This window comes from Knoellia sp. LjRoot47, from assembly GCF_964253435.1.
Lineage (GTDB): Bacteria > Actinomycetota > Actinomycetes > Actinomycetales > Dermatophilaceae > Knoellia.
Genome location: NZ_CAXUQS020000001.1, coordinates 1,346,145 through 1,369,734, shown reverse-complemented (window position 1 = coordinate 1,369,734; position 23,590 = coordinate 1,346,145). Strand labels below are relative to the sequence as shown.

General features: G+C 71.6%; 26 protein-coding genes and 1 pseudogene. 13 read left to right on the top strand and 14 right to left on the bottom strand.

Going from position 1 to position 23,590, the window contains the following annotated elements:
- Positions 1-53 precede the first annotated feature (53 nt).
- The 4 genes and pseudogenes from ACSQ11_RS06700 to ACSQ11_RS06685 all read right to left on the bottom strand — a co-directional run.
- Positions 54-242 (bottom strand): annotated as a pseudogene (locus ACSQ11_RS06700) (DUF6855 family protein); the annotation flags it as partial.
- A 74-nt stretch (positions 243-316) separates the two neighbouring features.
- Entirely contained in the window at positions 317-730 is a 414-nt protein-coding gene (locus tag ACSQ11_RS06695; protein ID WP_436004238.1) for an MmcQ/YjbR family DNA-binding protein, read from the bottom strand.
- The gene (locus ACSQ11_RS06690) at positions 730-1,419 is read right to left on the bottom strand and encodes a DUF2461 domain-containing protein (protein ID WP_436004236.1); all 690 of its coding nucleotides are present in this window, start codon (positions 1,417-1,419) and stop codon (positions 730-732) included. The genes ACSQ11_RS06695 and ACSQ11_RS06690 overlap by 1 nt, the downstream gene beginning before the upstream one ends.
- Positions 1,388-2,875: an LLM class flavin-dependent oxidoreductase gene (locus ACSQ11_RS06685; protein ID WP_436004234.1), complete on the bottom strand. Its 1,488-nt coding sequence runs from the start codon at positions 2,873-2,875 to the stop codon at positions 1,388-1,390. Before ACSQ11_RS06685 ends, ACSQ11_RS06690 begins: the two co-directional genes overlap by 32 nt.
- 78 nt (positions 2,876-2,953) lie before the next feature.
- On the opposite strand from ACSQ11_RS06685, the gene ACSQ11_RS06680 reads away from it, so the two are divergent.
- Positions 2,954-3,817, top strand: coding sequence for an SDR family oxidoreductase (locus ACSQ11_RS06680; protein WP_436004232.1), 864 nt, complete (start codon positions 2,954-2,956; stop codon positions 3,815-3,817).
- A 184-nt stretch (positions 3,818-4,001) separates the two neighbouring features.
- Positions 4,002-5,114, top strand: a complete 1,113-nt coding sequence (locus tag ACSQ11_RS06675; protein ID WP_436004230.1) for a ScyD/ScyE family protein — start codon at positions 4,002-4,004, stop codon at positions 5,112-5,114.
- 70 nt (positions 5,115-5,184) lie between these two features.
- Here ACSQ11_RS06675 and ACSQ11_RS06670 read toward each other — a convergent pair whose 3' ends face one another.
- Positions 5,185-5,931 carry a class F sortase gene (locus ACSQ11_RS06670; RefSeq protein ID WP_436004228.1) on the bottom strand — a complete coding sequence of 249 codons (747 nt, stop codon included), beginning with the start codon at positions 5,929-5,931 and terminating at the stop codon, positions 5,185-5,187.
- A gap of 12 nt (positions 5,932-5,943) precedes the next feature.
- Complete coding sequence (locus ACSQ11_RS06665) at positions 5,944-6,738, bottom strand: hypothetical protein (RefSeq protein WP_436004226.1); 795 nt, start codon at positions 6,736-6,738, stop codon at positions 5,944-5,946.
- A gap of 212 nt (positions 6,739-6,950) precedes the next feature.
- Between ACSQ11_RS06665 and ACSQ11_RS06660 the strand changes: the two genes are divergently transcribed.
- The 3 genes from ACSQ11_RS06660 to ACSQ11_RS06650 all read left to right on the top strand — a co-directional run bounded on the left by ACSQ11_RS06660 (position 6,951) and on the right by ACSQ11_RS06650 (position 11,879).
- Positions 6,951-8,600, top strand: a complete 1,650-nt coding sequence (locus tag ACSQ11_RS06660; RefSeq protein WP_436004224.1) for a DUF222 domain-containing protein — start codon at positions 6,951-6,953, stop codon at positions 8,598-8,600.
- A gap of 151 nt (positions 8,601-8,751) precedes the next feature.
- Entirely contained in the window at positions 8,752-8,904 is a 153-nt protein-coding gene (locus tag ACSQ11_RS06655; protein ID WP_436004222.1) for a hypothetical protein, read from the top strand.
- Between the two features lie 65 nt (positions 8,905-8,969).
- Positions 8,970-11,879 (top strand): helix-turn-helix transcriptional regulator, encoded by a 2,910-nt coding sequence (locus ACSQ11_RS06650; RefSeq protein WP_436004220.1) that lies wholly within the window; start codon positions 8,970-8,972, stop codon positions 11,877-11,879.
- Positions 11,880-11,945: 66 nt separating this feature from the next.
- On the opposite strand, the gene ACSQ11_RS06645 is transcribed toward ACSQ11_RS06650, so the two are convergent.
- Complete coding sequence (locus tag ACSQ11_RS06645) at positions 11,946-13,868, bottom strand: amino acid transporter (RefSeq protein ID WP_436004218.1); 1,923 nt, start codon at positions 13,866-13,868, stop codon at positions 11,946-11,948.
- A 156-nt stretch (positions 13,869-14,024) separates the two neighbouring features.
- On the opposite strand from ACSQ11_RS06645, the gene ACSQ11_RS06640 reads away from it, so the two are divergent.
- The 5 genes from ACSQ11_RS06640 (at position 14,025) to ACSQ11_RS06620 (ending at position 17,627) form a co-directional block, all read left to right on the top strand.
- The gene (locus tag ACSQ11_RS06640; RefSeq protein ID WP_436004216.1) at positions 14,025-14,807 is read left to right on the top strand and encodes a prolipoprotein diacylglyceryl transferase; all 783 of its coding nucleotides are present in this window, start codon (positions 14,025-14,027) and stop codon (positions 14,805-14,807) included.
- Positions 14,804-16,375, top strand: coding sequence for a radical SAM protein (locus ACSQ11_RS06635; protein ID WP_436004214.1), 1,572 nt, complete (start codon positions 14,804-14,806; stop codon positions 16,373-16,375). Before ACSQ11_RS06640 ends, ACSQ11_RS06635 begins: the two co-directional genes overlap by 4 nt.
- Positions 16,372-16,689, top strand: a complete 318-nt coding sequence (locus tag ACSQ11_RS06630; protein ID WP_436004212.1) for a hypothetical protein — start codon at positions 16,372-16,374, stop codon at positions 16,687-16,689. Before ACSQ11_RS06635 ends, ACSQ11_RS06630 begins: the two co-directional genes overlap by 4 nt.
- A gap of 133 nt (positions 16,690-16,822) precedes the next feature.
- Positions 16,823-17,152, top strand: coding sequence for a hypothetical protein (locus ACSQ11_RS06625; protein WP_436004210.1), 330 nt, complete (start codon positions 16,823-16,825; stop codon positions 17,150-17,152).
- A gap of 1 nt (position 17,153) precedes the next feature.
- The gene (locus tag ACSQ11_RS06620; RefSeq protein ID WP_436004208.1) at positions 17,154-17,627 is read left to right on the top strand and encodes an SRPBCC family protein; all 474 of its coding nucleotides are present in this window, start codon (positions 17,154-17,156) and stop codon (positions 17,625-17,627) included.
- Here the strand turns inward: ACSQ11_RS06620 and ACSQ11_RS06615 are convergent.
- From ACSQ11_RS06615 to ACSQ11_RS06605, 3 genes are read right to left on the bottom strand one after another with little or no spacing between them, the layout of a single operon-like run.
- Positions 17,608-18,021: a PPOX class F420-dependent oxidoreductase gene (locus tag ACSQ11_RS06615; protein ID WP_436004206.1), complete on the bottom strand. Its 414-nt coding sequence runs from the start codon at positions 18,019-18,021 to the stop codon at positions 17,608-17,610. The two genes, ACSQ11_RS06620 and ACSQ11_RS06615, sit on opposite strands and share 20 nt — an antisense overlap.
- Before the next feature lie 17 nt (positions 18,022-18,038).
- Complete coding sequence (locus ACSQ11_RS06610; protein WP_436004204.1) at positions 18,039-18,407, bottom strand: UBP-type zinc finger domain-containing protein; 369 nt, start codon at positions 18,405-18,407, stop codon at positions 18,039-18,041.
- 19 nt (positions 18,408-18,426) lie between these two features.
- Positions 18,427-18,804 (bottom strand): DUF1304 domain-containing protein, encoded by a 378-nt coding sequence (locus ACSQ11_RS06605; RefSeq protein ID WP_436004202.1) that lies wholly within the window; start codon positions 18,802-18,804, stop codon positions 18,427-18,429.
- A gap of 36 nt (positions 18,805-18,840) precedes the next feature.
- Here ACSQ11_RS06605 and ACSQ11_RS06600 point away from each other — a divergent pair, with 36 nt between their 5' ends.
- Complete coding sequence (locus tag ACSQ11_RS06600; protein ID WP_436004200.1) at positions 18,841-19,293, top strand: pyridoxamine 5'-phosphate oxidase family protein; 453 nt, start codon at positions 18,841-18,843, stop codon at positions 19,291-19,293.
- Between the two features lie 25 nt (positions 19,294-19,318).
- Here ACSQ11_RS06600 and ACSQ11_RS06595 read toward each other — a convergent pair whose 3' ends face one another.
- Positions 19,319-20,227 (bottom strand): hypothetical protein, encoded by a 909-nt coding sequence (locus ACSQ11_RS06595; protein WP_436004198.1) that lies wholly within the window; start codon positions 20,225-20,227, stop codon positions 19,319-19,321.
- Positions 20,228-20,341: 114 nt separating this feature from the next.
- On the opposite strand from ACSQ11_RS06595, the gene ACSQ11_RS06590 reads away from it, so the two are divergent.
- A complete protein-coding gene (locus ACSQ11_RS06590; protein ID WP_436004196.1) occupies positions 20,342-21,094 on the top strand; it encodes a histidine phosphatase family protein in 753 nt (250 codons plus the stop codon).
- Positions 21,087-22,019, top strand: coding sequence for an NAD(P)H-hydrate dehydratase (locus ACSQ11_RS06585; protein WP_436004194.1), 933 nt, complete (start codon positions 21,087-21,089; stop codon positions 22,017-22,019). Before ACSQ11_RS06590 ends, ACSQ11_RS06585 begins: the two co-directional genes overlap by 8 nt.
- 46 nt (positions 22,020-22,065) lie before the next feature.
- Here ACSQ11_RS06585 and ACSQ11_RS06580 read toward each other — a convergent pair whose 3' ends face one another.
- Genes ACSQ11_RS06580 through ACSQ11_RS06570 form a run of 3 tightly spaced genes read right to left on the bottom strand, consistent with a single transcriptional unit; the run spans position 22,066 to position 23,448 of the window.
- Complete coding sequence (locus ACSQ11_RS06580) at positions 22,066-22,554, bottom strand: pyridoxamine 5'-phosphate oxidase family protein (RefSeq protein WP_436004192.1); 489 nt, start codon at positions 22,552-22,554, stop codon at positions 22,066-22,068.
- Positions 22,547-23,005: a PPOX class F420-dependent oxidoreductase gene (locus ACSQ11_RS06575; RefSeq protein WP_436004190.1), complete on the bottom strand. Its 459-nt coding sequence runs from the start codon at positions 23,003-23,005 to the stop codon at positions 22,547-22,549. Before ACSQ11_RS06575 ends, ACSQ11_RS06580 begins: the two co-directional genes overlap by 8 nt.
- Complete coding sequence (locus tag ACSQ11_RS06570) at positions 23,002-23,448, bottom strand: SRPBCC family protein (RefSeq protein ID WP_436004188.1); 447 nt, start codon at positions 23,446-23,448, stop codon at positions 23,002-23,004. The genes ACSQ11_RS06575 and ACSQ11_RS06570 overlap by 4 nt, the downstream gene beginning before the upstream one ends.
- Positions 23,449-23,590 lie beyond the last annotated feature (142 nt).

Sequence of the window (23,590 nt, the reverse complement as noted above, 5' to 3'; positions counted from 1 at the left end):
CGTGGACCCGCCCCGTGGCGTTCGCAGGGCGGCCCCTTCGAGGGTCCGTTCGGTCAGATGGCGCGGACGCGGTTGTTGCGGGGGTTGTGCTCGAGCTCGGCGAGACCGAGCTCCTCGAGCAGCGGCGGGAGGTACATCCCGAACCGCCCCCGGTAGCCCTTGCGCAGCCCGTACCAGCCGCCGACCGGGTTGTCCTGCGAGCGCCCCCACCCCTCGACGGTCCCGTCCTTGGCGTCCTTCTTCTCGTCCGCGGCTTAGGCCGACGTCCCGGGGGCCGTGGTGAGCTCCCAGGGGGACTCCTTGGTGCCGTCTCCGCTCATGGGGGCAGTGTCCCAGGCCCGAGGTGCTCGCGGACGAGCTTCGCCGGTGCCCGAGCCGCCCACGCCTCGACGATGATCTCCTCGAGCTCGTCGCGGTCGATCTCGCCGAGGCGTGAGAGCCGGACGAGCACGCCCGCGTGGCTGCGGAAGTGCGGGATGTCGAAGAACGGGTTGTCCGCCTCGACGACCGCCTGCTTGGCCCCCATGTCGGGCATCGTCACGACGAGCAGGTCGTCCCACATCTCGCCGGTCTCGGGGTCGACCGCCGTCCTGTGCGGCATCCGGTAGAGGAGGAACCCTTTGCCGCGCACCTTCCACGTCGGCCGGTCCCCCCACGAGATCCCGAGCTCGGTCTCGGGCAGCGACCCCGCGATCTCGTCGACGTCGCTCGCTCTCGCCCGCCGGACCATCAGCGACGTCCGGGCTTCTCGGTCGCACCGACGTACTGGTCGCACCACTCGACGAGCGGTCGCATCGCCACCCAGTCGGCGCGGACCCGGTCTGCCACGTCGTCGGACTCGAGCCAGTCCGGCGTGCCGTGGTCGCGCGTCGCGGTCAGCGTCCGGTGGCGCAGCAGCTCCAGTCGCGGATGATCTGACGGTATGCCGCGTGGTCGCGTCGCGAGGACCTCTCCCCCGATCTCGAAACCGTTGTCGGACAGGGCATCCAGGATCGTGATGAGCAGCGCGCCCGCGACGTCGTCGACGACCGAGGCGCGGTAGCGGGCGACCTGGTCGGACTCCGAGGCATAGAAGCCACCGGCGGTGCGGAGGCCGTCGGCGCCGATCTGGACGTACCAGCCCATCCGCGCCGACGTCGGGACGAAGAGGCCCTGGTGGTTCTTGTAGGGCGACTTGTCCTTGCTGAACCGAACGTCCCGGTTGGGGCGGAACAGCTTCGGTTCGCCGAACTCGTCGGTGAGCACGTCGCCGAGGTGCGCCATCGGCTCACGGACGGAGACGGCATACCGCTCCTTGTTGGCGGCCCACCACTCGCGCGAGTTCGACGTCTCGAGCGTGCGGTAGAACTCGACCGCGTCGAGCGGGATGCCGGGGACGTCGGCGGGCTCAGCCGAAGCCGTGGGTGGCGAGGGCGTCATGGAGTGCCTCCTCCTCGTAGGACAGGTGGGCGAGCAGCTGCTCGGTGAGCTCGTCGACCGCGTCGGACAGGGCATCGAGGGCGCGGGAGCCGGCGCTGCCGTGACCGGGGTCGCTGACGAGCGACACGAGCGCGCGGTCGAGCGAGTCGAGCAGGCCTGCGATGACCTCGTGCTCGTCGTGCAGGCGGGTGATGACCGGGGTGAGGGCCGGGTCCGAGCGCAGCAGGTGGGGGAACATGCCGCGGTCCTCGTTGGTGTGGTGACCGGTGACGATCCGGCAGTAGGACTCGCAGTAGGCGCCGAGGGTCCAGTTGTTCTGGCGCATCGTCATGGTGTTGATGACCGAACGCGCCGAGCCGATGGTCGTGTGCCCCTCACGGACCTGGCGGACGATGTCGCGCACCTGGTCGAGCTCGGCGCGAAGGTAGTCATGGACCTCGACGAGGTGAGCCGGGATGGCGAGCTGCTGCGCGGTGAAGCCCGAATCGGCCTGGGCCGCAACGGTTGCGGTCCGCTGCGAATGCGTGGCGTCGGCCACCGCAGGCGTCGCGTCCACGGGTGCGGGCGCACTCTCCCCACCCTCGCGCTCGGCCGCGACGAGCTCGCGCGTGAGCGGGACGACCTCCTCCGCGAAGCGGCGCAGGAAGTCGGGGTCGTCGGTGCCGACGATGAACGTGGACATGCCGACACCGACGGCGAGGTCGGTGAGCTGCTCGGCCCAGTCGGTCGGGGTGCCGCGCAGGAGACCTGACCCGGTGCCGAACTGCCCGAAGACGTTGTAGATGCGCCGGATGTCCTGCGTCGCACGGCCCGCCGCGACCGCGGCCTCGTCGAGCCGGGCGTTGAGGTCGGGCAGGTCCGTGGGGTCGGCGTAGCCCATGCTCGGCACCCAGCCGTCGGCGAGGCGACCGGTGAGCCGGACCATGCGCGGCTTGTAGGCGCCGAGCCAGATCGGGATGTCGTGCACCGGCCGTGGCCCGGGCCGCAGCCCGTGGTCGGAGTAGTGCTCGCCCCGGAGCCGGCCGGGCTCACCGGCCCAGAAGCCCCGCAGGATCGTGATCGCCTCGACGAGCGCGTCGACGGACTCCTTGGGGGACTTGCGTCCGCCCCCGGCCGCCTCGATGGCGTCCCAGAACGCTCCGGCGCCGAGCCCGAGCTCCACCCGCCCACCGGTGAGGACGTCGAGGCTCGCCGCCGCCTTGGCGAGCACGACAGGAGGACGCAGCGGCAGGTTGGCGACGTTGGTCGACAGCCTGACCTGCGTGGTGCGGGCGCCGATCGCGGACAGGAGGGTCCAGGTGTCGAGGTGCTTGGCCTGGTAGGGGTGGTCCTGGATGCTCACGTGCTCGAGACCGAGGACGTCGGCGAGCTGGGCCAGCTCGAGCACCTCGTGGTGATGCGCTGCGTCGGGGCTCGGGAAGACACCGAACTCGAGGTCGAGGCCGTAGTCGGGCATTGACGCATCCTTTCAGGGCCCCCGGGGTAGTGCCATGGTGGGAGGAGACCTCCCGGACCCGCACCGAAGGAGATCGGCATGCCCCGCGCGACGCTCACGCAGATCCCCAGCCAGTCCCAGGAGTGGCCGGGCAGCACCGACGAGCTGACCCCCAGCCCCGACCACGGCGAGTCCACGTGGACGCCACGGCAACGCCTCGAGGGCAAGCGTGTCCTCGTCACCGGCGGCGACTCCGGCATCGGCCGGGCCGTGGCCATCACGATGGCCAAGGAGGGAGCGGACGTCGCGATCGCCCACCTCACCGCCGAGCGCTTCGACGCCGAGGACACCGCCCGCGCGGTCGAGGCGGCGGGCGGCACGGCGCACCTCTTCGCCACCGACCTCACCGAGCTCGACGCCAACACCAAGCTGGCCGCGGACGCGGTCGACGCGTTGGGTGGGCTGGACGTCCTCGTGTGCAACGCGGCATACCAGATGACCTTCGACGACATCGAAGCCTTCCCGCCCGAGCAGATCCAGCGGACGTTCGCGACGAACGTCTTCTCGACGTTCTGGCTGGTGCAGGCGCTCGCCGGCGAGCTCGAGAAGAGTGGTGGCAGCGTCATCGTCACGACGTCGATCCAGGCCTACGAGCCCTCCGGCCACCTGCTCGACTACGCGGCGACGAAGGCCGCGCTCAACAACCTCGTCGTCAACCTCGCCGGAGAGCTCGGCCCTCGTGGCATCCGCGTCAACGCCGTTGCGCCGGGCCCGATCTGGACCCCTCTCATCCCCGCGACGATGGCGCCCGACAAGGTCGACGGCTTCGGCTCCGACACCCCGCTGGGGCGTGCAGGGCACCCGGTCGAGGTCGCCGCGGCTTACGTGTTCCTCGCCTCGGACGAGGCGAGCTACGTCTCGGGAACCGTCGTCGGGGTCACCGGTGGCAAGCCGGTGTTCTAGGCGGGTGTGACCCCCCGGCATCTGACACGTCTGGGCGGTTGACCCGGTCTGGGGGCCGGGCCACTGTCGAGGGACGGGTCGCCGGGTCGCGGGACCGAGCCGACCCATCTCCAGCACCGGAGGCGAGGCGGCCTCCCACGGCCTGCACGGCCATCACCCGCGCCCTTTTGACGATGGAGACCCCATGTCATCGAGACTGCGTCGGGTCGCGACGGCTGTCGCTGCCCTCACCCTGCCCACCCTCGTCGTCCTCGCACCACCCGCCTCGGCCCACGGGTCGCACGGCACCCACGGCTCGCACACTGCGGTCGTCGCCTCCGGGCTCAACAACCCCCGCCAGCTGTCGTTCGCCCCCAACGGTGACCTCTACGTCGCCGAGGCGGGCACCGGCGGCGCCGGCCCGTGCATGCCCGGCCCCGAGGGCGAGACGTGCTTCGGCCTCTCAGGCTCGGTCACCAGGGTCCACCGCGGGTCGCAGAGCCGGGTGCTCACCGGCCTGCCCTCGCTCGCGTCCCCCGAGGGCGGTGGCGCCATCGGGGCCGCCGACATCCTCGTCATGGGATCGAAGAGGTTCGCCCTGAGCATGGGACTCGGCGCCGACCCGGCCGTCCGCGCCATGCTCCCAGCCGCCGGGCAGAAGCTCGACACCATCCAGGTCGGCACGTTCGGCCGCGGGATGCGGACCCTGACCGACCTCGGCGCCTACGAGACCAGGGCGAACCCGGACGGTGGCGAGCTCGACTCCAACCCCGTGGGCATCTCGTCCTGGCGCGGCGGCCTCGTCGTCGCCGACGCCGGTGCCAACGCGGTGAACCGGGTGCGCCCGTGGGGTGCCACCTCGACCGTCGCGACGTTCCCCGACACGATGGTCCCTGCCCCCGGTGGCGGGATGATGCCGATGCAGGCGGTCCCGACCTCGGTCGTCGTCGGTCCTGACGGTGCGCTCTACGTCAGCCAGCTCACCGGCTTCCCGTTCCCCGTCGGCGGCTCGACGATCTGGCGCATCGGTCGTCACTCCTCGACCCCGACGGTCTACGCCACCGGCCTGACGAACGTCACCGACCTCGCGTTCAAGGGACGCCAGCTGTATGCCGTGCAGATCGCGACCAAGGGTCTGCTCACCGAAGGCCTCCCGATGGGCTCGCTCGTCAAGGTCAACCGTGGCTCCACGTCGCCGACCGTCGTCGTCGGTGACCTTCCGGCGCCGTACGGCGTCGCGATCCGTTCGGGCAAGGCGTACGTCACGACGTGCGCGGTCTGCCCCGGAGGCGGGTCGGTGATGTCCTTCCGGCTCTGACATCACCGATCGCACAGCGGCACCACGGCGGCCATGACGGCCGTCGTGGTGTCGCTGCTGCCGTGGTCGGCTACTGGATGAGGTCGGCGTAGACGACGACGTTGTCGACGTGGCTGCCGGTCTCGCCGTCGAGGACGCCGCCGCAGGTGATGAGGCGCAGGGCCGCCCGGTCGACGGGTCCGTAGACCTCCTCGGTGGGGAACTTCGCCTTGGGGTACTGCCCCACGCTCGTCACGCCGAACGTCGCGGTCGTCCCGTCCTCGCGCGCCACCTGGATCTTGTCGCCCTTGCGCATGCCGCTGAGCTCGAAGAACACGGCGGGCTTGCTCCGGTGGGTGACGTGCGCGGCGATGATCGCCGGACCGAGCTCACCGGGGGTGGGGCTGCTCGTGAACCACCCCGCGTCCGTCCCGTTGCCGGGCACTTCCATCGTCTTGTCGGACTTGAGCTCGAGGTCGATGATCGGGGCGCTGACGCCGATGCCGGGCAGGGTCACCTTGGTCGGACGTGAACGCTCGAGCAGCGGCCCCTTGGGGGTCTCGTATGCCGTCCCTGCCGGAGCCGTGCCGCCGTGACCTGCGTGGGGGCTCCCAGCACTGCCGGAGGGCGACGTGGTCGTCGAGGGTGACGGCGTCGTCGAGGGCTGCATCCCGCCGTGACCCTCGTGGCCACCCTGACCGGCGGCGACCTTCGGGGGCGGGCCGGTCTGCTGCGCCAACGCGTAGCCGGTGGCACCGATCCCGAGCAGCCCGAAGGCCATGACGGCCGCAGCCGACACCGTGAGGCGCCGGCTGCGGTTCGTGTCGTCGTCAGTCATGGAATGAACCGGTCAGGCCTTGTCGGTGGCGAGGCGGCGACGGTAGAGCAGCGCGCCACCGGCTGCGGCGAAGGCGGCTCCGGCCAGGCCGAACGCTCCACCGGCCTCGATGCCGTCGGTCGTCCCGTCACCGGTCGCGACGCCGCCGGACGGCATCTCACCCGCGGACGCGCTCGAGACGGTGCCGCAGGTGGCCGGGTTCGTGGCCTCCTCCGGGATGCCGTTGACGCCGAGCGACTTGGCGAACGTCGACTCACCCAGGGCGTCGAGGTCGTACTTGTCGTTGCCGTTGGCGTCGAGCCCGTGCTGGACGATGTGGAGGTTCTTGAGCTTGGCACCCGCACCGGCGGGCAGCTCGATCGTGCGGTTGTAGGACAGGTTGCCGTCGGCGTCCGCCTTGGGCATCCGCTCGATGGCCAGACCGCTCTTGGCGCTCGTGTCGCCGGAGGTGGTGAGCGAGAGGATGACGTCGCCGTACATCGGCAGGCCTTCCTCGGTGTTGACCTGGCCGTCGCCGTCCTTGTCGGCGGACGAGTCGGGGCAGGTGAACTTCTTGTCTCCGCTGAAGGAGCCGTGGAAGTGCTGTGCGTGCGGCGAGTTGGGGGTGAAGCCCGTGCCCTTGATCGAGATCTTGAGGCTGTCACCGTCGACCGTGAGGTTGGCGGTCGAGCTCGATCCGCTGTCGTTGCCCATGGTGTCGGTGAGCTTCATGTTCCAGGAGTCCGCGGCGTTGGCGCCGGTGGCACCCGTCAGGATGAGGAGTGCCGTGCCCGGGAGGGCGAGGGCAGCCTTGGAAGTCATTCGCATCGTTGCGCTCCTTCGCTGGTCCGGACCGTAGGTCGGCCCGGCGAGTTGCTTGGGGGGTTCGCCACCCGGGGTCGTCTGGATTGGTCGAGATTCGAGCGCGATCGAGTGCGGCTCTGATCTGCAATTCCGGGTCGAGCGTGTTCGCTTGTGGCAGAACCGAATTCGTGTGGACAACTCTTGTTATCGAACATGTGTTCGGGTAAGATTGCTTCATGGAAGCCACCTCCGCGTCTGCCGCCCACGAGGGCCGGTATGCCGTGCTGCGAGGTGAGGTCGCGGGGCTGACCACCGAAGAGCTCCTCGACGTCATCGAGGCCGCGCAGCGCGACAAGGACGCCGCGTCGGCACGGCAGGCACTCGCGCTGGCGCACCTGTCGGCGCGTGAGCCGCACCTTCAGGAGGACGGCACCACGGTCGAGGTCCACCACGGGGTGGGCTACCAGCGGATGGACGCACCCGAGCTCGCCGCACCCCGGATGGGGGTGTCGGTGCACGTCGCGTCGCGGCGGGTGGGCCAGGCGATCGACCAGCTGACCCGCACCCCGGCCGTGGTCGATGCGATGGCGTGCGGTGACCTCGACGAACGACGCGCCGCGGCCGTGACCGAGGAGACCGAGTTCCTGTCCCCGGGGTCCGCGGCCGCTGTCGTCGACCTCGTCGCGCCACGCTGGGCCGGGCTCACCGTCGGACCGCTGCGCCAGCTGCTGGCGCGTGCCGCCGCGATCATCGACCCCGAAGCCGTCGCCGCCCACGCCGACGACGAACGCTCCCGACGTGGACTGACCCGACGCACCGGCAGCCACGGCACCGACGCCTGGCGCGGCGAGTTCCTCGTCGAGCAGTCCCGCACCGCCTGGGCCGCGATCACCGAGCTCGCCCGCCGCAAGGTCCGCGACGGCACCGCCCCCACCCTCGAGCTCGCCCGCGCCGACGCCCTCATGGAGCTCGTCCTGGACCACTGCGACGTCGCCGTCGTCGTCCACACCACCCGCGCAGCCGACGACGAATCCACCGGTGGCGGGCTGAGGGAAGTCGGAGGCCTCGGCACGCCCGGCACGACGTTCGTCCCTCGAGCCTGGGTCGACGACGCCACCACCTCGACCGAGAAGACGACCCGTGGGGACCGCGAACTGGTCTGCGACCCCGACACCGGCGCCCTGATCGCCGGGGACGTACCCGAAGCGCTCGCCACCGGACGTACCCGACCCGCACGGTCGCGCCGCGCCGAGGAACCCACCCCCGCCTACCGGATCCCCGACGGCATGGCCCGCCTCGTGCGGCTGCGCGACGGCGGATGCCGCTTCCCCGGCTGCTCCACCCCCGCCAGGCAGTGCGACCTCGACCACGTCCGACCCTGGCCCACCGGACCCACCAGCCCGAGCAACCTCATCGCCCTGTGCCGACACCACCACCGCATCAAGCAACGACCCGGCTGGACCGTGCACCTGCACCCTGACGGACGCGTCACCTGGCACGACCCCACCGCACACGCATCCACCACCTGGCCCGTGGACCACCTCCACCTCGCCACCGCCACCCACCCCAGCGCGCCCCACCCCACCGCGCCCGGCAACACCACGCCCGGCAACACCCCCACGACCGCACCCACCACACCAGCGCCCGCCACCTTCGAGGACGAGCTCGCCGCCCTCCTCGACCACGAAGCCATCCCCCTGACGCCGCGCACCCGACCCAAGGTCTGGGACGCCCGCGGCCACCTCCTCACCGGACCACTGCCCCGCACCGACTCCACACCAGGACACCTGACCCACCACACCACCGGCCGCCACCACACCCTCACCCTCGACATGCCCCACCGGTCCACCCGCGCCAAGACCGACCCCGAGGCGATCCCCTTCTGAAGCACACGGCATACGGGCTCCTGAGGTAGGAGACGAGACGCGCCTGAGGTAGCTGACACGCACGAAATACGGCACCTGACCGATGTGGGCGGCTACCTCACCCGACGACTGTTGAGGAGTCAGCAACAGCACAGGTCGGAAAGGACCAGCGATGAACACCTCGTTCCTCACCCCCGAAGCCGTCCGGGCCGAGATGCACGCCCGCTACGGGCAGTTCCCCGAGACGCAGGAGCGTCCCGGATCCTCGCTCCACGTCATCCGCCGGGTGCGGGCCCGGATGACCGCCGCCCGCGCCACCCGCTGAATCGGGTGGTCCCCGGAGCAGCGCTCGCCAGCGAGGAGTCGGTGCAGTCGTCGATACTGCGACTCATGACTCCTCCCGTGCGCGAGCTCGTCGGACGCGACGCCGACCTCGCCAGGCTCGCCGAGATCCTCGGACTCGACGCACCCAGTGGGGTCGGCGTCGTCGTGTCCGGAGACGCCGGAATCGGCAAGTCCACCCTCCTGGCGCGCGTGTCCGCCGACGCCGAGGCCGCGGGCTGGAGCGTCGCGTGGGGGCATTGCGTCGGACAGTCCGGCAGCGGCGTCGCCCACCTCCCCTTCACCGAGCTCGTCGGCCGGCTCGACCTCCTCGAGCCCGAGGTCGTCGAACAGGTCGTCGCCACCCGCCCCGCCCTCGCCGTCCTCCTGCCCGGGCGCCGGGAGACATCGGCGGGCAACCACTCCCCCGGGCAGGTCGCCGAGGCCGTCCACGCGCTGCTCACCGCCGTCGGTGAGCGCACCCCGCTGCTCGTCGTGCTCGAGGACGCCCACTGGGCCGACCCCTCCTCGCGCGACCTCATGACGCTGCTGCTGACCCGAGGGTTCGCCTCGTCGGTCGCGCTCGTCGTGACCTACCGCTCCGACGACCTGCACCGCCGGCACCCGCTCCACGAGACGCTTGCCGTCTGGGCCCGGATCGCCGGGGTCGAGCACGTCGACCTGCAACCGCTGGGCGACAGCGCCATTCGCGACATCGTCGTGGCGTCGGGCTCGCTCACCCCCGACGACCGCACCACGCGTGAGATCACTCGACGGGCCGAGGGCAACCCGTTCTTCGCCGAGGAGCTCGCCGCGAGCACCGTCTCGGGACAGCCGATCTCGGGCGGCCTGAGCCGCGTCCTCTGGGCGCGGGTCGACCAGCTCTCCGCCCCCACCCAGGAGGTCGTGCGGACCATGGCGGTCGGCGGGCGCACGATCAGCCACGACCTCCTCGTCCGGCTCGTCGACCTCACCGAACCCGAGCTCGATGCCGCCATCGCCGAAGCCGTCGAGCGGCACGTCATCGAGACCCGCTGGCCACCCGCCTACGCCTTCCGGCACGCCCTCCTCGCCGAGACGACGACGAGCGACCTCCTCCCTGGCCAACGGATCCGGCTCCACCGCGCGTATGCCGGTGCGCTGGCTGCCGATCCCACGCTCGGCCCGCCTGCCGAGCTGGCCCGCCACGCCGCCGCGTCGGGTGACCTCGCGACCGCGGTGCGCGCCGCGCGCGAGGCAGCGCGCTCCGACCTCGCCGTCGGTGGCCCGGCCAACGCCCTCCAGCACCTCGAGGACGCGCTCGGGTGGCTCCCGGAGGACAGCGACGAGCGTGACGAGGTGAGCCTCGAGGCGTCCGATGCGGCCCTGACCGCCGGCGACATCGTCCGGTCGGTCCAGCTGCTGCGCGACCGGATCGAGCACCCGGGCCCGGCGCAGTCACCGGCGACCCGGGCACGGCTCCTGGCCACGTGCGCCAACCGGTGCCGGCTCGTCGACCTCGCGTTCGCCGAGAGCGCGCTCGACATGACGACCGAGGCCATGGCGGTCGTCCCGGACGGCGACAGCGCCGACCGGCTGTTCGTCATGACGGCGCACATGCAGCAGCTCGTCGACATCCGCCACTACCCCGAGGCGGCCGCGCTCGGCGAGGAGGCCACCTCGCTCGCCGAGCGCCTCGACCTGCCGGGGGCGCTTACCGAGATCCGCACGGTCATGTCACGCGTCATCGAGGTCCACGACGACCTCGACGCGCTCGAGCGGCACATCGACCAGCTGCTCGCCGACCTCGGCGACCGCGACCCGCTGCGGGTGCGCATCCACCACCAGGCGGCGACGATGCACCACCGCCGCGGACGCCTCGAGCAGTCGCTCGAGGCCTACGACCGCGGCGCCGCCCTCGCGAGCGAGCTCCACATCGACTGGGCTCCTTTCGCACTGGAGGCGCGGCTCGTCGGTGGGCTCACGGCATACGAGATCGGTGACTGGGACGGCGCGGTCCGGCGACTCGACGTGCGTGACCCCTTGCTGCCGCAGCCGGGCCGGTCCTTCTTCGATGCCGCACTCATGGTCGTGCGGGTCGGTCGGGGCGAGGAGATCGGCGAGGGCGAGATCGCGGCGGTCCGCGACTGGTGGCACGTCGACGGGTTCGGCGTGGTGCAGCTCGTCATGCCGACGGTCGAGCACTACGGCAACTCCGGAGACCTCGCGCGCGCTCTCGACATCGCCGAGGACGCCGTCGACGTCCTCGAGCGCACCTGGGGCAGGTTCCACGCCGTCGTCCGGCTCGCCGCGCTCGTCGCCGGGCAGACGGCGGGCAACGCCCCGCACGCTGACGCGACCCTGCTGCGCCGCGCGCACGCCGACCTCGACTCGATGACGGCCAAGGTCGACGCCATCGTCGCCGAGCCACAGCGCGGCGTCCGCGAGCCGACGACCGAGGTCATCGAGGAGACCAACACCGAGACCTGGGCCTGGGACCGCAGGCTGCGCGCCGAGCTGCTCCGACTGCAGTGGCGGTCCGGCCAGGGGTCGCCGCCGGACCCGGGGGCCATGGTCGCCGCGTGGCAGGAGTCGGTCGCAGCCTTCGAGCGCTACGGCCACCCCTACGAGACCGCGCGCTCCCGTGCGCGCCTCGCCGCGGCGCTCCGGGTCTCGGGCGACGCCGCCGGCGCCCGACACGAGGCCGACCTCGCCCGTGAGGTCGCGACCCGGCTGCGGGCCGCGCCCCTGCTGCGCGAGCTCGACGAGCTCTCCGCGGACCCGACGTCCACGGCCGACTCGCCGGACGCTCTCACCCCGCGCGAACAGGAGGTGCTCGAGCTCGTCGCCCGCGGCCTGAGCAACGGCCAGGTGGGGGCACAGCTGTTCATCTCGACCAAGACCGCCAGTGTCCACGTGTCCCGCATCCTCGCCAAGCTCGGCGCGTCGTCGCGGACCGAGGCGGCGGCCATCGCCCACGAGCGCGGCCTCGTCCGCTGACGTCGTCCTCGCGCGATGTCGCGCGGTGCCCAGGCGCGGTGGTCAAGACCCCTCTCCCGATTCGGCTCAGCCGCCGACGTGCACCCTCGGGCGGCGGGGCTCGTCGGGCTCGGCACGACGGAGGATCTCGTGGGTCAGCGGCGGGACGTCGCCCTCACCGGCGAGCAGGAAGCGGAGCACGTTGGCGCCCGGCGCACGTTCGCTCCACTCGAAGTAGGCGTGCGGCGGGATGCCCGTCCGGTCGCGGATGTCGAGCAGGACCGCCGCGAGCACGTTCGGCACGGACGTCCCGGTGGCGCGCAGGATCTCGTGCCGGCCGACCTTGACGGCCCGCACCGTCACCGGTGAGTCGAAGTCGCTCGCGTCGGTGATCTCGACCTCGATGAACAGCGCCTTCTGCCAGCCCTTGAGGTGGTTGTCGACGCGGACCTCGAGGTCCTTGCCGTCGTACTCGGCGTCGTCACCGGCATTGAGCTTGTTGGCGATGAAGCGCAGCGGGTTGCGGCCGTCGCTCGTGCGCTGGATGAGCGCCGTCGAGGCGTCGTCGTACTCCACCTCACGCACGCGCAGCTCGGTGCTGCGCGAGATCCGCGAGGCCACCGAGACGGCGAGGATGATCGCGATGAACAGCAGCGCGATGATGAGGCCCTCCGGGCGCTCGACCACCGTGACGACGAACGTGTAGACGAAGATCGCGCTCACGAGGGCGAAGAACGCCGCGGCCCCCTTGTGCCCTCGGCGGAGCTCGGTGAGGAAGACCGCGATCGCCGCCGACGTCATGAGGGCGAGGACACCGGTGGCATAGGCGCCGGCCTGCTCGTCGACGTCTGCCCTGAAGAGCAGCGTGACGACAGCGGCGATGAACGCCAGGACGAGGACGAGCGGTCGGGTCGAGCTCGCCCAGTCCGGCGCCATGCCGTAGCGGGGAAGGTAGCGCGGCACGATGTTGAGCAGGCCCGCCATCGCGCTGGCGCCGGCGAACCACAGGATGCCGATCGTCGCCGCGTCGTATGCCGTGCCGAACCCGTCGCCGAACATCTGGTGCGCGAGGAAGGCCAGCGCGCGGCCGTTGGCCTCACCACCGGCCTTGAAGGCGTCCTCCGGGATGAGCATCGTCGTGACGAGCGAGGAGCCGACGAGCAGCACGCTCATGATGAGCGCGGCGGTCGTGAGGAGCTTCTTGGCGTTGCGGATCCGCCCGGCCGGGTCCTCGGCGGTGTCCGTCGGGTCGCCCTTGACGAGCGGCATGACGACGACCCCGGTCTCGAACCCTGACAGGCCGAGCGCGAGCGCGGGGAAGACGAGCAGCGACGCCGCGATGATCCCGAACGGCATCGAGTGGGTCGCCGTCATGTGGTCGGTCCAGTCGCCGATGACGGTGGGGTGGGTGAACACCTCGTAGACGCCACGGACGAGCACGATCGCGCTCAGACCGAGGTAGGCGACGACGAGCACGACGGCCACCCCGATGGCCTCGCTGAACCCCTTGAGGAAGACGCCGGCGAGCAGCGCGATGAGGCCGAGCGTGATGAGCACCTCCTTGCCGTGGAGGGCGTCGCGCAGGAACGGGTTCTCGGTGAGGTGGGCCGCGGCGTCCGCGCCCGACAGGGTGATCGTCACGATGAACCCGGTCGCGACGAAGCCCAGGAGCGAGAGCACGAGCAGCTTGCTCGGCCAGTACGACAGGAGCCGCTGGAGCATCGAGAGGCTGCCGTCGCCGTGCGGACTCTCCCTCGCCACCCGGCGGTACATCGGCAGCGCGGCGAAGAGGGTCACGAGCACGAGTACGAGGGTCGCGACGGGGGCCAGCGCGCCGGCGGCGAGGGCCGCGATCCCCGGCTGGTAGCCCAGCGTCGAGAAGTAGTCGACGCCGGTGAGGCACATGACCCGCCACCACGGCTGGACGTGGTCCTTCTTGAGCGCCTCGCGCTCGCCCTCGTAGTAGCCACCGGGATCAGCGTCCTCGACCTCGAGCAACCAATGCCTCATCGATCGCCGCGGCTCGTTCCTCGTCACTGCCCGCACGCTAGACCCACTGACGAGGATCCTCACCATCTTGACGTGATCTTGACGCGCATCGCCCACCCCTGCGGCTTGAGTCGCGATACTCGGGCAGAACGCGGGCTCGGATGGAAGGGTGTGGGCGTGATCACCCGCCTCGGACCGATCCCGGCCCACGAGCTGTTCGTGGCCCTCGGCGTCGTCGCCGCCACAGCGGTCTTCGTCGTCGAGGCCCGCCGGCGGGGTCACCGCGACGAGCGTCTCCTGCATGTCGTGCTGGGCGCGGTCGTCGGCGGCGCGATCTTCATGCGGATGGGCACCTGGCTCCAGCACGTCGACCTGCGCGCGAACGCGTCCGTGGCCGAGCAGTGGCTCTACGGCAACCGGTCGATCCTCGGCGGACTCGTCGGTGCCTGGCTCGGGGTGCACGTCGCCAAGCGCGTCACCGGCTACCGTCTGCGCACGGGCGACCTCTTCGCACCGGCCGTCGCTCTCGGCATGGCCGTCGGGCGGATCGGCTGCCTGCTCACCGAGGAGCCCGGCACCCCCACCGGCCACGGCTGGGGCATCACCCTCGACGCCACCCAGGCCGCCCGGACGGGGAGCGTCACCGGGGTCCCGCTCCACCCGTCGTTCGTCTACGAGATCGCCTTCCACACAGCGGCGTTCGCGATCCTGTGGTTCTGGCTGAGGCACCGCGACACGCCCCCGGGAGAGACGTTCGTCTGGTACGTCGCGGCATACGGGGTCTTCCGCTTCCTCGTCGAGACGGTGCGCGGCAACGAGGACGTCTGGATGGGCCTCACCCGGCCGCAGCTCTTCCTCTGCGTGACCGTCCCGCTCGTCCTCGTCCGCATCGCGTGGCGCTGGCGCACCGGCGCCTACGCCACCGCCCGTCCCGACCAGCCCGTGGAGGTGAGCGCGTGAGCGCACCCCGAGGAGCCGGTATGCCGTTGCGCGACTATCGCGTCCACCGCTACGTCAACGCGTTCTGCCCGCTGTGCCACGAGGAGCAGCCGGACCGGCCGCTCGCCGAGGTGCGCCGGCTCAGCGGCTGGCTCGCCGTGCGCGACGACCGGGTCTGGCTCGAGCGGGGCTGCCCCGACCACGGGCTCATCCGCACGCTCTACGACGAGTCGCCCGAGATCCTCGCCTACCTCGAGCAGTGGACCGCGCCCACCAAGGTCCACCAGCCCGACGTCACCGGGAACTTCAAGCCGGTGCCGAGCGCCTACGAGGACGGGCTGCCGCAGATGCAGACCCAGCACACCTGCATCCTGCTCGAGGACCTGCTCGACCACTGCAACCTCAAGTGCCCGACGTGCTTCGCCGAGTCCTCGCCCGCGCTGGCATCGGTGGCTCCGCTCGAGCAGGTGCTCGCGTCGATCGACACCCGGCTCTCCCGGGAGAACGGCCGGATCGACGTCCTCATGCTCTCGGGTGGCGAGCCGACGCTCTACCCGCAGCTCGAGGAGCTCCTCGACGCGGTCATCGAACGGCCCATCGTGCGGATCCTCGTCAACACCAACGGCTTGCGCATCGCCCAGGACGACGAGCTGGTCGCCCTGCTGCGCCGTCACCGCGAGCGGGTCGAGGTCTACCTCCAGTACGACGGCGAGTCCGCACAGGCGTCGATCACCCACCGTGGCGCCGACATCCGCCGCTTCAAGGAGCGGGCGATCGAGCGGCTCTCCGCTGCCGGTGTGTTCACGACGCTGACGATGACGGCGGCACTCGGCGTCAACGACGACGAGATCGGCCACGTCGTCAAACGCGCTCTGGACACGCCCTACATCGGTGGCGTCACCATCCAGCCCGTGTTCGGCAGCGGCCGCGGCAGCACCGTGGACCCGCTCGACCGGCTCACCCACACCGGTGTGCTCGCCCGGCTCGAGGGCCAGACCGGCGGGCTGGTGACCTGGCGCGACCTCACTGCGCTGCCGTGCAGCCACCCGCACTGCTGCTCGGTGGGCTACCTCCTGCGCGACGACGCGGGCGAGTGGCGCTCCCTCACGAGCCTCATCGGGCACGCCCGGCTCAAGGAGTGGCTCGACCTCGAGCCCGACCTGCTCGCCAACCGCATCGCCGACGACACCATCCCCGACGCGATGAAGGCCGTCGTCAAGGGCTCCCTGCTCGACCTGCTCAGCGAGCAGTCGTCGCTGTCGCACCCGTCGATGTCGACGATCTGGAAGGACATCTGCACCAACTGCGACATCGGCATCGGGACCCTCGCCACGCTCGCCTCCTCGCGGCTGCCTGGCCGGCACGAGAAGCTGCGGGCGATGCTCGGCGAGCGAGTGCTGCGGGTCACGGTCAAGCCGTTCATGGACATGAACACGATGATCGAGGAGCGGCTCACCCAGTGCTGCGTGCACGTCGCCACCGTCAACGCCGAGACCGACGCCCACCAGTGCGCGCCGTTCTGCGCGGTGCAGGCGTGGGCACCGTTGTCGCGCACGCGGATCTCGACGGCGACGGGCAGGCGGTCATGACCGACCCACGCATCGTGCCGACCGGCGTTCCGGCGGTCGGCCCGACAACGTCCGCCGACCACGAGACGCCGGACCCGCTGCGGCTGTGCATCTTCGCCACCGTGGCGCTGCTCGGCTGGCTGCTCGGGCCCTTCGCGCTGGTGTTCTTCGCCGGGCTCGGGGTGCTCGGGTACGCCCGGGCACGGCGGGCCGGGCTGCTGCGCTCGAAGTGCCTGCTCGGAGACACCCGCATCGTGCTGGGCTACCTCGCACTGCTCGTCGTCGTCGCCGTCGCCGCACTCGTCGTCGGCTTCGGACCCTGGCGGCTCTGGTGACCGCCACCGACCCCAGGGAGGGACCATGACCCAGCCACCGCCCGGCCCACCGCCCGGCCCGCCGCCGGGGTTCCCACCCGGCCCGCCATCCCAAGGCCCACCACCCGGCATGCCACCAGGACCGCCGCCCGGGATGCCACCGGGACCACACGGCCCCTACGGCCCGATGTACCCCCAGCAGCCCCTCCCGACCGGGCTGCCGTCGTGGGCCAAGGTCGTCCTCGGCGGCCTCATCGGGCTCGTCGCGTCGGTCGGCTCGCCGCTGCTCGCGTTCGCGCTGGCCGGCGTCCAGGCGCCCACCGAGCTCCTCGTCCTGCTCGTCACGATCATCCCGCCGCTGCTCGCGTCACCCCTGCTCATCGCGAAGAGCACGCGGATGTGGGGAGTCGGCGTCATGCTCGGTCTCTCGCTCGGCAGTCTCGTGCTCGGCGGCGCGTGCGTCTCCCTCATCTCGGGCTACTGACATGGCGACCTTCTCCGCGAAGAAGACCTCCGAGGCCACCGTGGCCCACCCCCGCGACCTCGTGTGGGACGTGCTCACTGACCCCGCGACGGTGGCCAGGCTGACCCCGATGGTGCGCTCCATCCGGGCGACCGGCGACCGCTGGCGGTGGCAGCTCGCCCGCATCCCCGTCCTCGGACAGTCCTTCGAGCTCGCCTTCACCGAGCAGATGGACTTCGACCCGCGGACCCGGATCACGTTCAGCCACGACCCCGACGGGCACGAGCGAGCCGGCACGGAGGGCCGCTACGACCTCAGCGACGGCACCGAGCCCGACACCACCGACCTCCGGATCGAGCTCGCGGTCTCGGTCGACCTGCCCTTCCCCGGGATCACCCGGCCCGCGGTGCAGGCCTCGATGCACGGAGTCCTCGAGGTCATGGGCTCGGGCTTCGCCCGATCGATCGAGAAGGAGCTCAGGGCTCGAGCCGGCTGACGTCGGTGACGACGATCGAGGCCCGGGGCTTGCGTCCCGGCAGGCGGTCGAGCACCGGCTCGACGACGGTGAGCGCGCGGTACCACCAGCCGTACTTCGCCCCGATCGCCCGCTTGACCCGAGCGATGGCCGCAGCGTCACGATGCACGCTGGCGCGGGCGGCATACCGTGGGGCGCCCGGCGCGACCTCGCCCCGCACGCTGCACGGGCGCAGCTCGACGCGCGCGGTGTGGGCCAGACGCTTGGTCTTGCCGGTGTCGTCGACGGTGACGACGAGGAGGTCGTCACCGTCAGGGGCGATCCACACCGGCGTCGCGACGCCCTTGCCGTTGCGGCGGAAGGTGGTCAGCTCGACGTACTGCTGTTCGGCGAGGAACCTCGTCGCGTCGTCCATGGGGGTATGCCGTCCGCTCACCGGTGGATGAGGTCGCGCCAGTTGTCGGGGACCTGGCCCTCGGGGCCCGGCGCCGGCTGGTCCTCCGGGTGCGCCGACGGCTCGGCGAGCACCGGCCCTCGCGCGGTCTCCTCGGTCTCGTAGTTCCAGAACCACGACTCCCCGGGCTCGAAGCTCGCCACGACCTTGTGGCCCGTCTCACGGAAGTGCGCGGTGGCGTGCTGCTCCGGCGAGGTGTCGCAGCACCCGATGTGGCCGCAGGCGGTGCACCGTCGCAGGTGCACCCACCAGCCCTGTGCCGCAGTGCATTCGGCGCATCCGGGCCCAGAGGGCGGAACGCTCGGGTCGATGTCGCCGGAGACGGGGAACTGGGCGGGTGCGGGCATGGCTCCGACGCTACGCCCGTCAGGCGACGAGGAGCGCGACGACGGCCAGGGCCGGGGCCACACCCTGGATGAGCGCGGCCCGGAGCTTGCTCGCATCGCTCGTCACGAGGACGAGGGCGGCGGCGAGCATCGAGCCGCACGCGGCATAGATGAGGGCCTCCCCGACGTCGTCGGGTCCGGCGGCCGAGACGATGATGCCGGTGACGGCGATGACCGCGAGGAAGAGGTTGTAGAAGCCCTGGTTGTAGGCCAGCGGCTTGGTCACCTCCACGGTCTCCGGGGTCGTGCCGAAGACCTTCTGGGTGCCCGGGTCGGTCCACGCGAGCGACTCGAGACGGAAGATGTAGACGTGGATGAGGGCGGCGACGGCGGCGAACACGGACGCGACGATGACCATGGGCGAAGCGTAGGCCCAGGGCAGCAGGATGGGCCCATGGAAACTCCGCGCTCCCTCACGGTCCGGCTCGCCGACACACGAGCCCGGCTCGAGAACGACGTCGACGCGTGGGTGGCGACCGCACCGACCGGCGAGGGCCCGCCCGGCCTCGTCCCCCTGTCGTTCGACTGGGACGGCGCCGAGCTGCTGCTCGCCACCGGCCGCGACACCCCCGCCGGCCGCAACATGCGCGACCGAGGTTTCGTCCGTCTCGCGCTCGGCGAGCTGCGCGATGTCGTCATGGTCGAGGGTCCGGTCGTCGAGGTCGCCCTCGACTCGCTCCCGGCCGTCCGCTGGGAGTCGTATGCCGTCCGCGCCGGCTGGGACCCGCGCGAGTCCGGTCCTGCCTACGCGGGCTACGTCGTGACGCCCCGCCTCGTCCAGGCCTGGCGCGAGTACCCCGAGCTCGCCGACCGCACGCTCATGCGCGACGGCACCTGGCTGGCCTGACCGGCGTCGGGCCGTCCGACCGGCGTCAGGCCCGCCGCCGCCACGAGCCGGTCACGCCGATGACGACCGCGAGCACGAGTGACCCGAGGTGGCGGTCCCCCGGCGAGAGCGACTGCACGAAGACCTCACTGCCCGCGTCGAGGACCTCCATGGCGTGCGCGCGGGTGACCGGCCCCTGGCTGAAGTAGAAGACGGCATACGTCATCGCGGTGAGGACCGAGGGCACGACCCACGCGATCGCGAGGGCGACCACCCAGCGGACGACGCGGCCGGTGGGCCTGAACCCGACGACGGCCAGCACCCCGCCGAGGAGGATGCCGACGACCCACGGGTGCCAGAGAAGGACCTGAGCCAGCCACCCGGGCAGCGGGCCCTGTCCCCGGTCCAGGAGGTCGAGGACCCAGGACCCCGACAGGGACGCGCCCGTCGCGCCACCGAGGACCCACGGCCAGCCTCGACCTCGGGCCACCCCGGCGCCCACGAGCAGCCCGACTGCAGCGAACACGACGGTCGCGACGACCAACGCCACGAGCAGGAGGGTCGCCTCGTCGGTCTCCGCCTTGGCCGGCTCGATCGCGCGCCACGTCTGCGCCAGCGAGGCGAGCACGGCGACCACGCCACCCGTCGCCGCGAGAAGCCTCGGGTGGGACACCCCCGGTGCCGCGAGCCGGGAGACGGCGAGGGCCGCCGTCCCGCCGATGACGCCGCACACGAGCAGCGTGGGGAACCCGAACTCACTGAAGGGCAGCGCCGCGACCGGACCCTCGAGGGTGAGGGTCATGGGCCACGCGGACGAGCTGAGGTGCATGCCCTCGACGATCCAGGGTAGGAAGCCCACGACCCACCACACTGCTGCGGCGAGCGGCAGGACCGCCCAGCCCGGGAGCACCCGCCACCGCCCGCACGCCATCGCCGTCTCCCCCGAGGTCGTCATGGCGAGCAGACTGCCAGATGTTCATTCCCACGAGCTGGGACCTCGGGGCGGGGGGACAGGTTTCGCCCGGTCGGTAGCGCTGCCGCACAGCGCTTTTCGCCATAGCCTCGAGTCATGTCAGCTCGTAGTCTCATCCTCGTCCGCCACGGCCAGTCCGAGGGCAACGTCGCCGCCGAGTCCGCCCAGCGGGACAACCTCGAACGGATCGCCGTCCCCGCCCGAGACCCCGACGTGGAGCTCTCCGAGCTCGGGCGCGAGCAGGCCGCTGCCGTGGGACGCTGGCTGTCCGACCTGCCGGAGGACGAGCGCCCCGAGATCGTGTGGACGAGCCCCTACCGGCGGGCGCGCGAGAGCGCCGAGCTCGCCCTCGACGAGACCGGGACCGATCTCGAGGTCCGGGTCGACGAGCGCCTGCGCGACCGCGACATGGGGATCACCGACATGCTCACCGGGGCCGGTATCCGGGCGAAGTACCCCGAGGAGGCGGAGCGCCGCGAGTGGCTCGGCAAGTTCTACTACCGGCCTCCGGGCGGGGAGTCCTGGTCCGACGTGGCAGGGCGGGTCCGCGCCGTGCTGACCGACATCGCCCACACCGAGCGGCACGAGCGGGTGCTCGTCGCCGCGCACGACGTCGTCCTGCTCATGTTCACCTACGTCGCGGAGGGGCTCGACGAGGAGGCGGTGCTCGAGCGGTCGCGGAAGGACCCGCTCAAGAACGCCGCGATCTGCCGCCTCCGCCGCGACGAGGACTCACCCACCGGCTGGGTGGTGCAGGACTACAACATCGACACGCACCTGCGAGAGCTCGGAGTCGAGGTCACGGACCAGCCCGGCGCCTCCGACGAGGTCGGTGCCGGTCGTGGCTGAGCCGACCGGCACGGCCGACGTCCCCGAGGCGGTCCGCGGGGGGACGGCGAGATCGCCCCGCCCGGTCACACCGCACCTGCTCGACGACTGGCCGCTGCCGGAGCCGGCAGGCAGCAAGTACAGCCGGGGGCAGGCCCTCGTCGTCGGCGGGGCGCGCGGCACCCCGGGCGGGGTGCTGCTCGCCGGACGGGCGGCGCTGCGTACGGGCGCGGGTCGTCTCAGCCTCGCTGTCGCGCAGAGTGTCGCCACCCCCGTGGCCGTCGCCCTGCCGGAGTGCGGGACCCTCGGCCTGGCCGAGGACCAGAGCGGGTCGGTGACGGGTGTCGGGGCCGGAGAGGTCCTGTCCTCCGAGCTCGAGCGCGCGGACGCCGTCCTCGTGGGACCCGGGCTCGACGACGGCGAGGGGTCGGCGCGGCTCCTCGACGAGCTCGTGCCGCTCCTGCCGAGGAGGACGCCGGTCGTGCTCGACGCCTATGGCCTGACCAGCCTGCCGGACGCCTCGCCCGACACGGCTCGGGCGCTGGCCGGGCGCCTCGTCCTCACCCCCAACACCGGTGAGCTCGCCCGTCTACTCGGGCGTGACGACCTCGACGACGAGGGCGTCGCCCAAGCCTGCCTCACTGCTTCACGCCGTCTGGGGGCCGTGATCGGTTGTGGCACGACCGTTGTCGCGGACGGCAGGGTCTGGGAGGTCACGACCGGTGACACCGGACTCGGGACCTCGGGCAGCGGTGACGTCGTCGCCGGTGCGGTCGTCGGGCTGCTCAGCCGGGGCGCGACCCCGACTCAGGCCCTCGTCTGGGCGAAGTACATGCATGCGGCGGCGGGCGACGACCTCGTCATGACGTTCGGGCGCGTGGGCTACCTCGCGAGCGAGATCGTCGATCACCTGCCACGCGTCCTACGTTCCCTGCGCGGCAACTGACGACGAGGCGTTGCCGGCCCGGGTCGCCCGGGGCCGGCACGCGTCGTCAGAGCTGGACGACCCCGCTCGAGTCGTCGTCCTCGTCCTCGGCCTTGTCGTCGGTGACGAGACCCTTGACGAGGTGGACGAGCATGGCCGCCTTCCCGGGCGACTCCCAGTACTCGGCGGTGTCGGCGCGGACCTCGATGAGACCGTTGTTGGGGTCCTGCGCGTCGCCCTTCATGTATGCGGACACCGAGGGGTCCCACAGCTCTTCGAGCTTGGCGCGGTCGGTGCTGATCACGGCCGTGCCGGCGTAGGAGACCCAGCCCGTGTCGCTGGCGTAGGCGACGTTGACCGCGGGGCGCTGCCGGATCGCGGCCACCTTGTCGGTGTCCAGCTCGGTGATGAACCAGACGGTGCCCGGGTCCTCGAAGTCCTGGGTGCCCATCGGCGTCGACACGAGCCGGCCCTCGTCGTCGACATAGGTCAACGTCGCGATCCGGGTCTCCTTCATGATCTGCGCGGTGAGCGCCCTGGGGTCCTTGTCAGCCATGCTGGTCGTCCTCTCTGTGCGAACTGCTCGGGGTGGGGGTGATGAGCACGACGGTGTCGCGGTAGGTGAGGCCCTTGCGGCGGGTGGCCAGCCCCGCGACGACGGCGAAGAGCGTGGTCTGCCAGCCGTACTTCTCGCGGATGGCCGCCTGCACCTCGTCGAACTCCCGGCCGGACTGCACCATCTCGGCGGTGGCCTCGACCGGGTGCGTGCCGGGGGTCGGGGTTCCGGTGCGGCTGCACGGCTGGACGGTGACCTGCGGCGTGTGGCGCAGCCGCTTGGTCTTGCCCGTGCCCATGGTCGTGTAGAAGCCGACGCGGCCGCCGTCGGCCAGCCGGGTGACCCACACGGGCGTCGGCACGCCCTCGCCGCTGCGACGGAAGGTCGTGAGCAGCACGAAGTCCTCGGCCCCGAGCGCGTCGGCCTGGACGGCCTGGACGTCGGTCGTCACGAGGCGACGCGGGTGAGGGCCGCCGTGAGGTCGTCCACCGTCTCGTCGGCGATGCCCTTGAAGACGAGCGCCATGAGCGGGTCCGTGAGCTTGGCGATCCCCTTGAAGGTGATGGTCGCCTCGTAGCGGATCCGGCTCGTCGAGGCGTCGACGGCGGTGACGGTGAGGTCGTCGCGCGAGTCGGCGGTCTTGTTGCTGCCCTCGAGCACGACGTGGTCGTCCTCGAGCGTGATGAGCTCGTAGGTCAGGGTCGTCTCGCGGCCCAGCACCTTGCTGACGTTGGTCCAGGTGGCCCCCGGGACCACCGGGGCGGCGGGGTCGCCGTCGCGCACGCAGGACACCGTGCCCGGGTCCCACTCGACGGCGTTGGCGAAGTCGGCCAGGTAGGCGACAGCGGCGTCCTGCGGGCAGGGCACCTCGAACTCTCGAACGATGTGGACCACGAGGTCCTCCTCCAGTCGGGTCCGTCCACCCTAGGTCAGCACTCAGGCCCCGTGACCTGCGAGAACACCGCCAATCGTGAGGCAGGCCCGATACACCCCGAAGGAGGTGCCGGACCCCCTGCTGGCGGCATAGCGTCGAGAA

Bases quoted from the DNA above. Each gene is read 5' to 3' on its own strand.
- ACSQ11_RS06695 (WP_436004238.1), bottom strand. From the start codon at position 730: ATGGTCCGGCGGGCGAGAGCGAGCGACGTCGACGAGATCGCGGGGTCG.
- ACSQ11_RS06690 (WP_436004236.1), bottom strand. From the start codon at position 1,419: ATGACGCCCTCGCCACCCACGGCTTCGGCTGAGCCCGCCGACGTCCCC.
- ACSQ11_RS06685 (WP_436004234.1), bottom strand. From the start codon at position 2,875: ATGCCCGACTACGGCCTCGACCTCGAGTTCGGTGTCTTCCCGAGCCCC.
- ACSQ11_RS06680 (WP_436004232.1), top strand. From the start codon at position 2,954: ATGCCCCGCGCGACGCTCACGCAGATCCCCAGCCAGTCCCAGGAGTGG.
- ACSQ11_RS06675 (WP_436004230.1), top strand. From the start codon at position 4,002: ATGTCATCGAGACTGCGTCGGGTCGCGACGGCTGTCGCTGCCCTCACC.
- ACSQ11_RS06670 (WP_436004228.1), bottom strand. From the start codon at position 5,931: ATGACTGACGACGACACGAACCGCAGCCGGCGCCTCACGGTGTCGGCT.
- ACSQ11_RS06665 (WP_436004226.1), bottom strand. From the start codon at position 6,738: ATGCGAATGACTTCCAAGGCTGCCCTCGCCCTCCCGGGCACGGCACTC.
- ACSQ11_RS06660 (WP_436004224.1), top strand. From the start codon at position 6,951: ATGGAAGCCACCTCCGCGTCTGCCGCCCACGAGGGCCGGTATGCCGTG.
- ACSQ11_RS06655 (WP_436004222.1), top strand. From the start codon at position 8,752: ATGAACACCTCGTTCCTCACCCCCGAAGCCGTCCGGGCCGAGATGCAC.
- ACSQ11_RS06650 (WP_436004220.1), top strand. From the start codon at position 8,970: ATGACTCCTCCCGTGCGCGAGCTCGTCGGACGCGACGCCGACCTCGCC.
- ACSQ11_RS06645 (WP_436004218.1), bottom strand. From the start codon at position 13,868: ATGAGGCATTGGTTGCTCGAGGTCGAGGACGCTGATCCCGGTGGCTAC.
- ACSQ11_RS06630 (WP_436004212.1), top strand. From the start codon at position 16,372: ATGACCGACCCACGCATCGTGCCGACCGGCGTTCCGGCGGTCGGCCCG.
- ACSQ11_RS06625 (WP_436004210.1), top strand. From the start codon at position 16,823: ATGCCACCGGGACCACACGGCCCCTACGGCCCGATGTACCCCCAGCAG.
- ACSQ11_RS06620 (WP_436004208.1), top strand. From the start codon at position 17,154: ATGGCGACCTTCTCCGCGAAGAAGACCTCCGAGGCCACCGTGGCCCAC.
- ACSQ11_RS06615 (WP_436004206.1), bottom strand. From the start codon at position 18,021: ATGGACGACGCGACGAGGTTCCTCGCCGAACAGCAGTACGTCGAGCTG.
- ACSQ11_RS06610 (WP_436004204.1), bottom strand. From the start codon at position 18,407: ATGCCCGCACCCGCCCAGTTCCCCGTCTCCGGCGACATCGACCCGAGC.
- ACSQ11_RS06605 (WP_436004202.1), bottom strand. From the start codon at position 18,804: ATGGTCATCGTCGCGTCCGTGTTCGCCGCCGTCGCCGCCCTCATCCAC.
- ACSQ11_RS06600 (WP_436004200.1), top strand. From the start codon at position 18,841: ATGGAAACTCCGCGCTCCCTCACGGTCCGGCTCGCCGACACACGAGCC.
- ACSQ11_RS06595 (WP_436004198.1), bottom strand. From the start codon at position 20,227: ATGACGACCTCGGGGGAGACGGCGATGGCGTGCGGGCGGTGGCGGGTG.
- ACSQ11_RS06590 (WP_436004196.1), top strand. From the start codon at position 20,342: ATGTCAGCTCGTAGTCTCATCCTCGTCCGCCACGGCCAGTCCGAGGGC.
- ACSQ11_RS06580 (WP_436004192.1), bottom strand. From the start codon at position 22,554: ATGGCTGACAAGGACCCCAGGGCGCTCACCGCGCAGATCATGAAGGAG.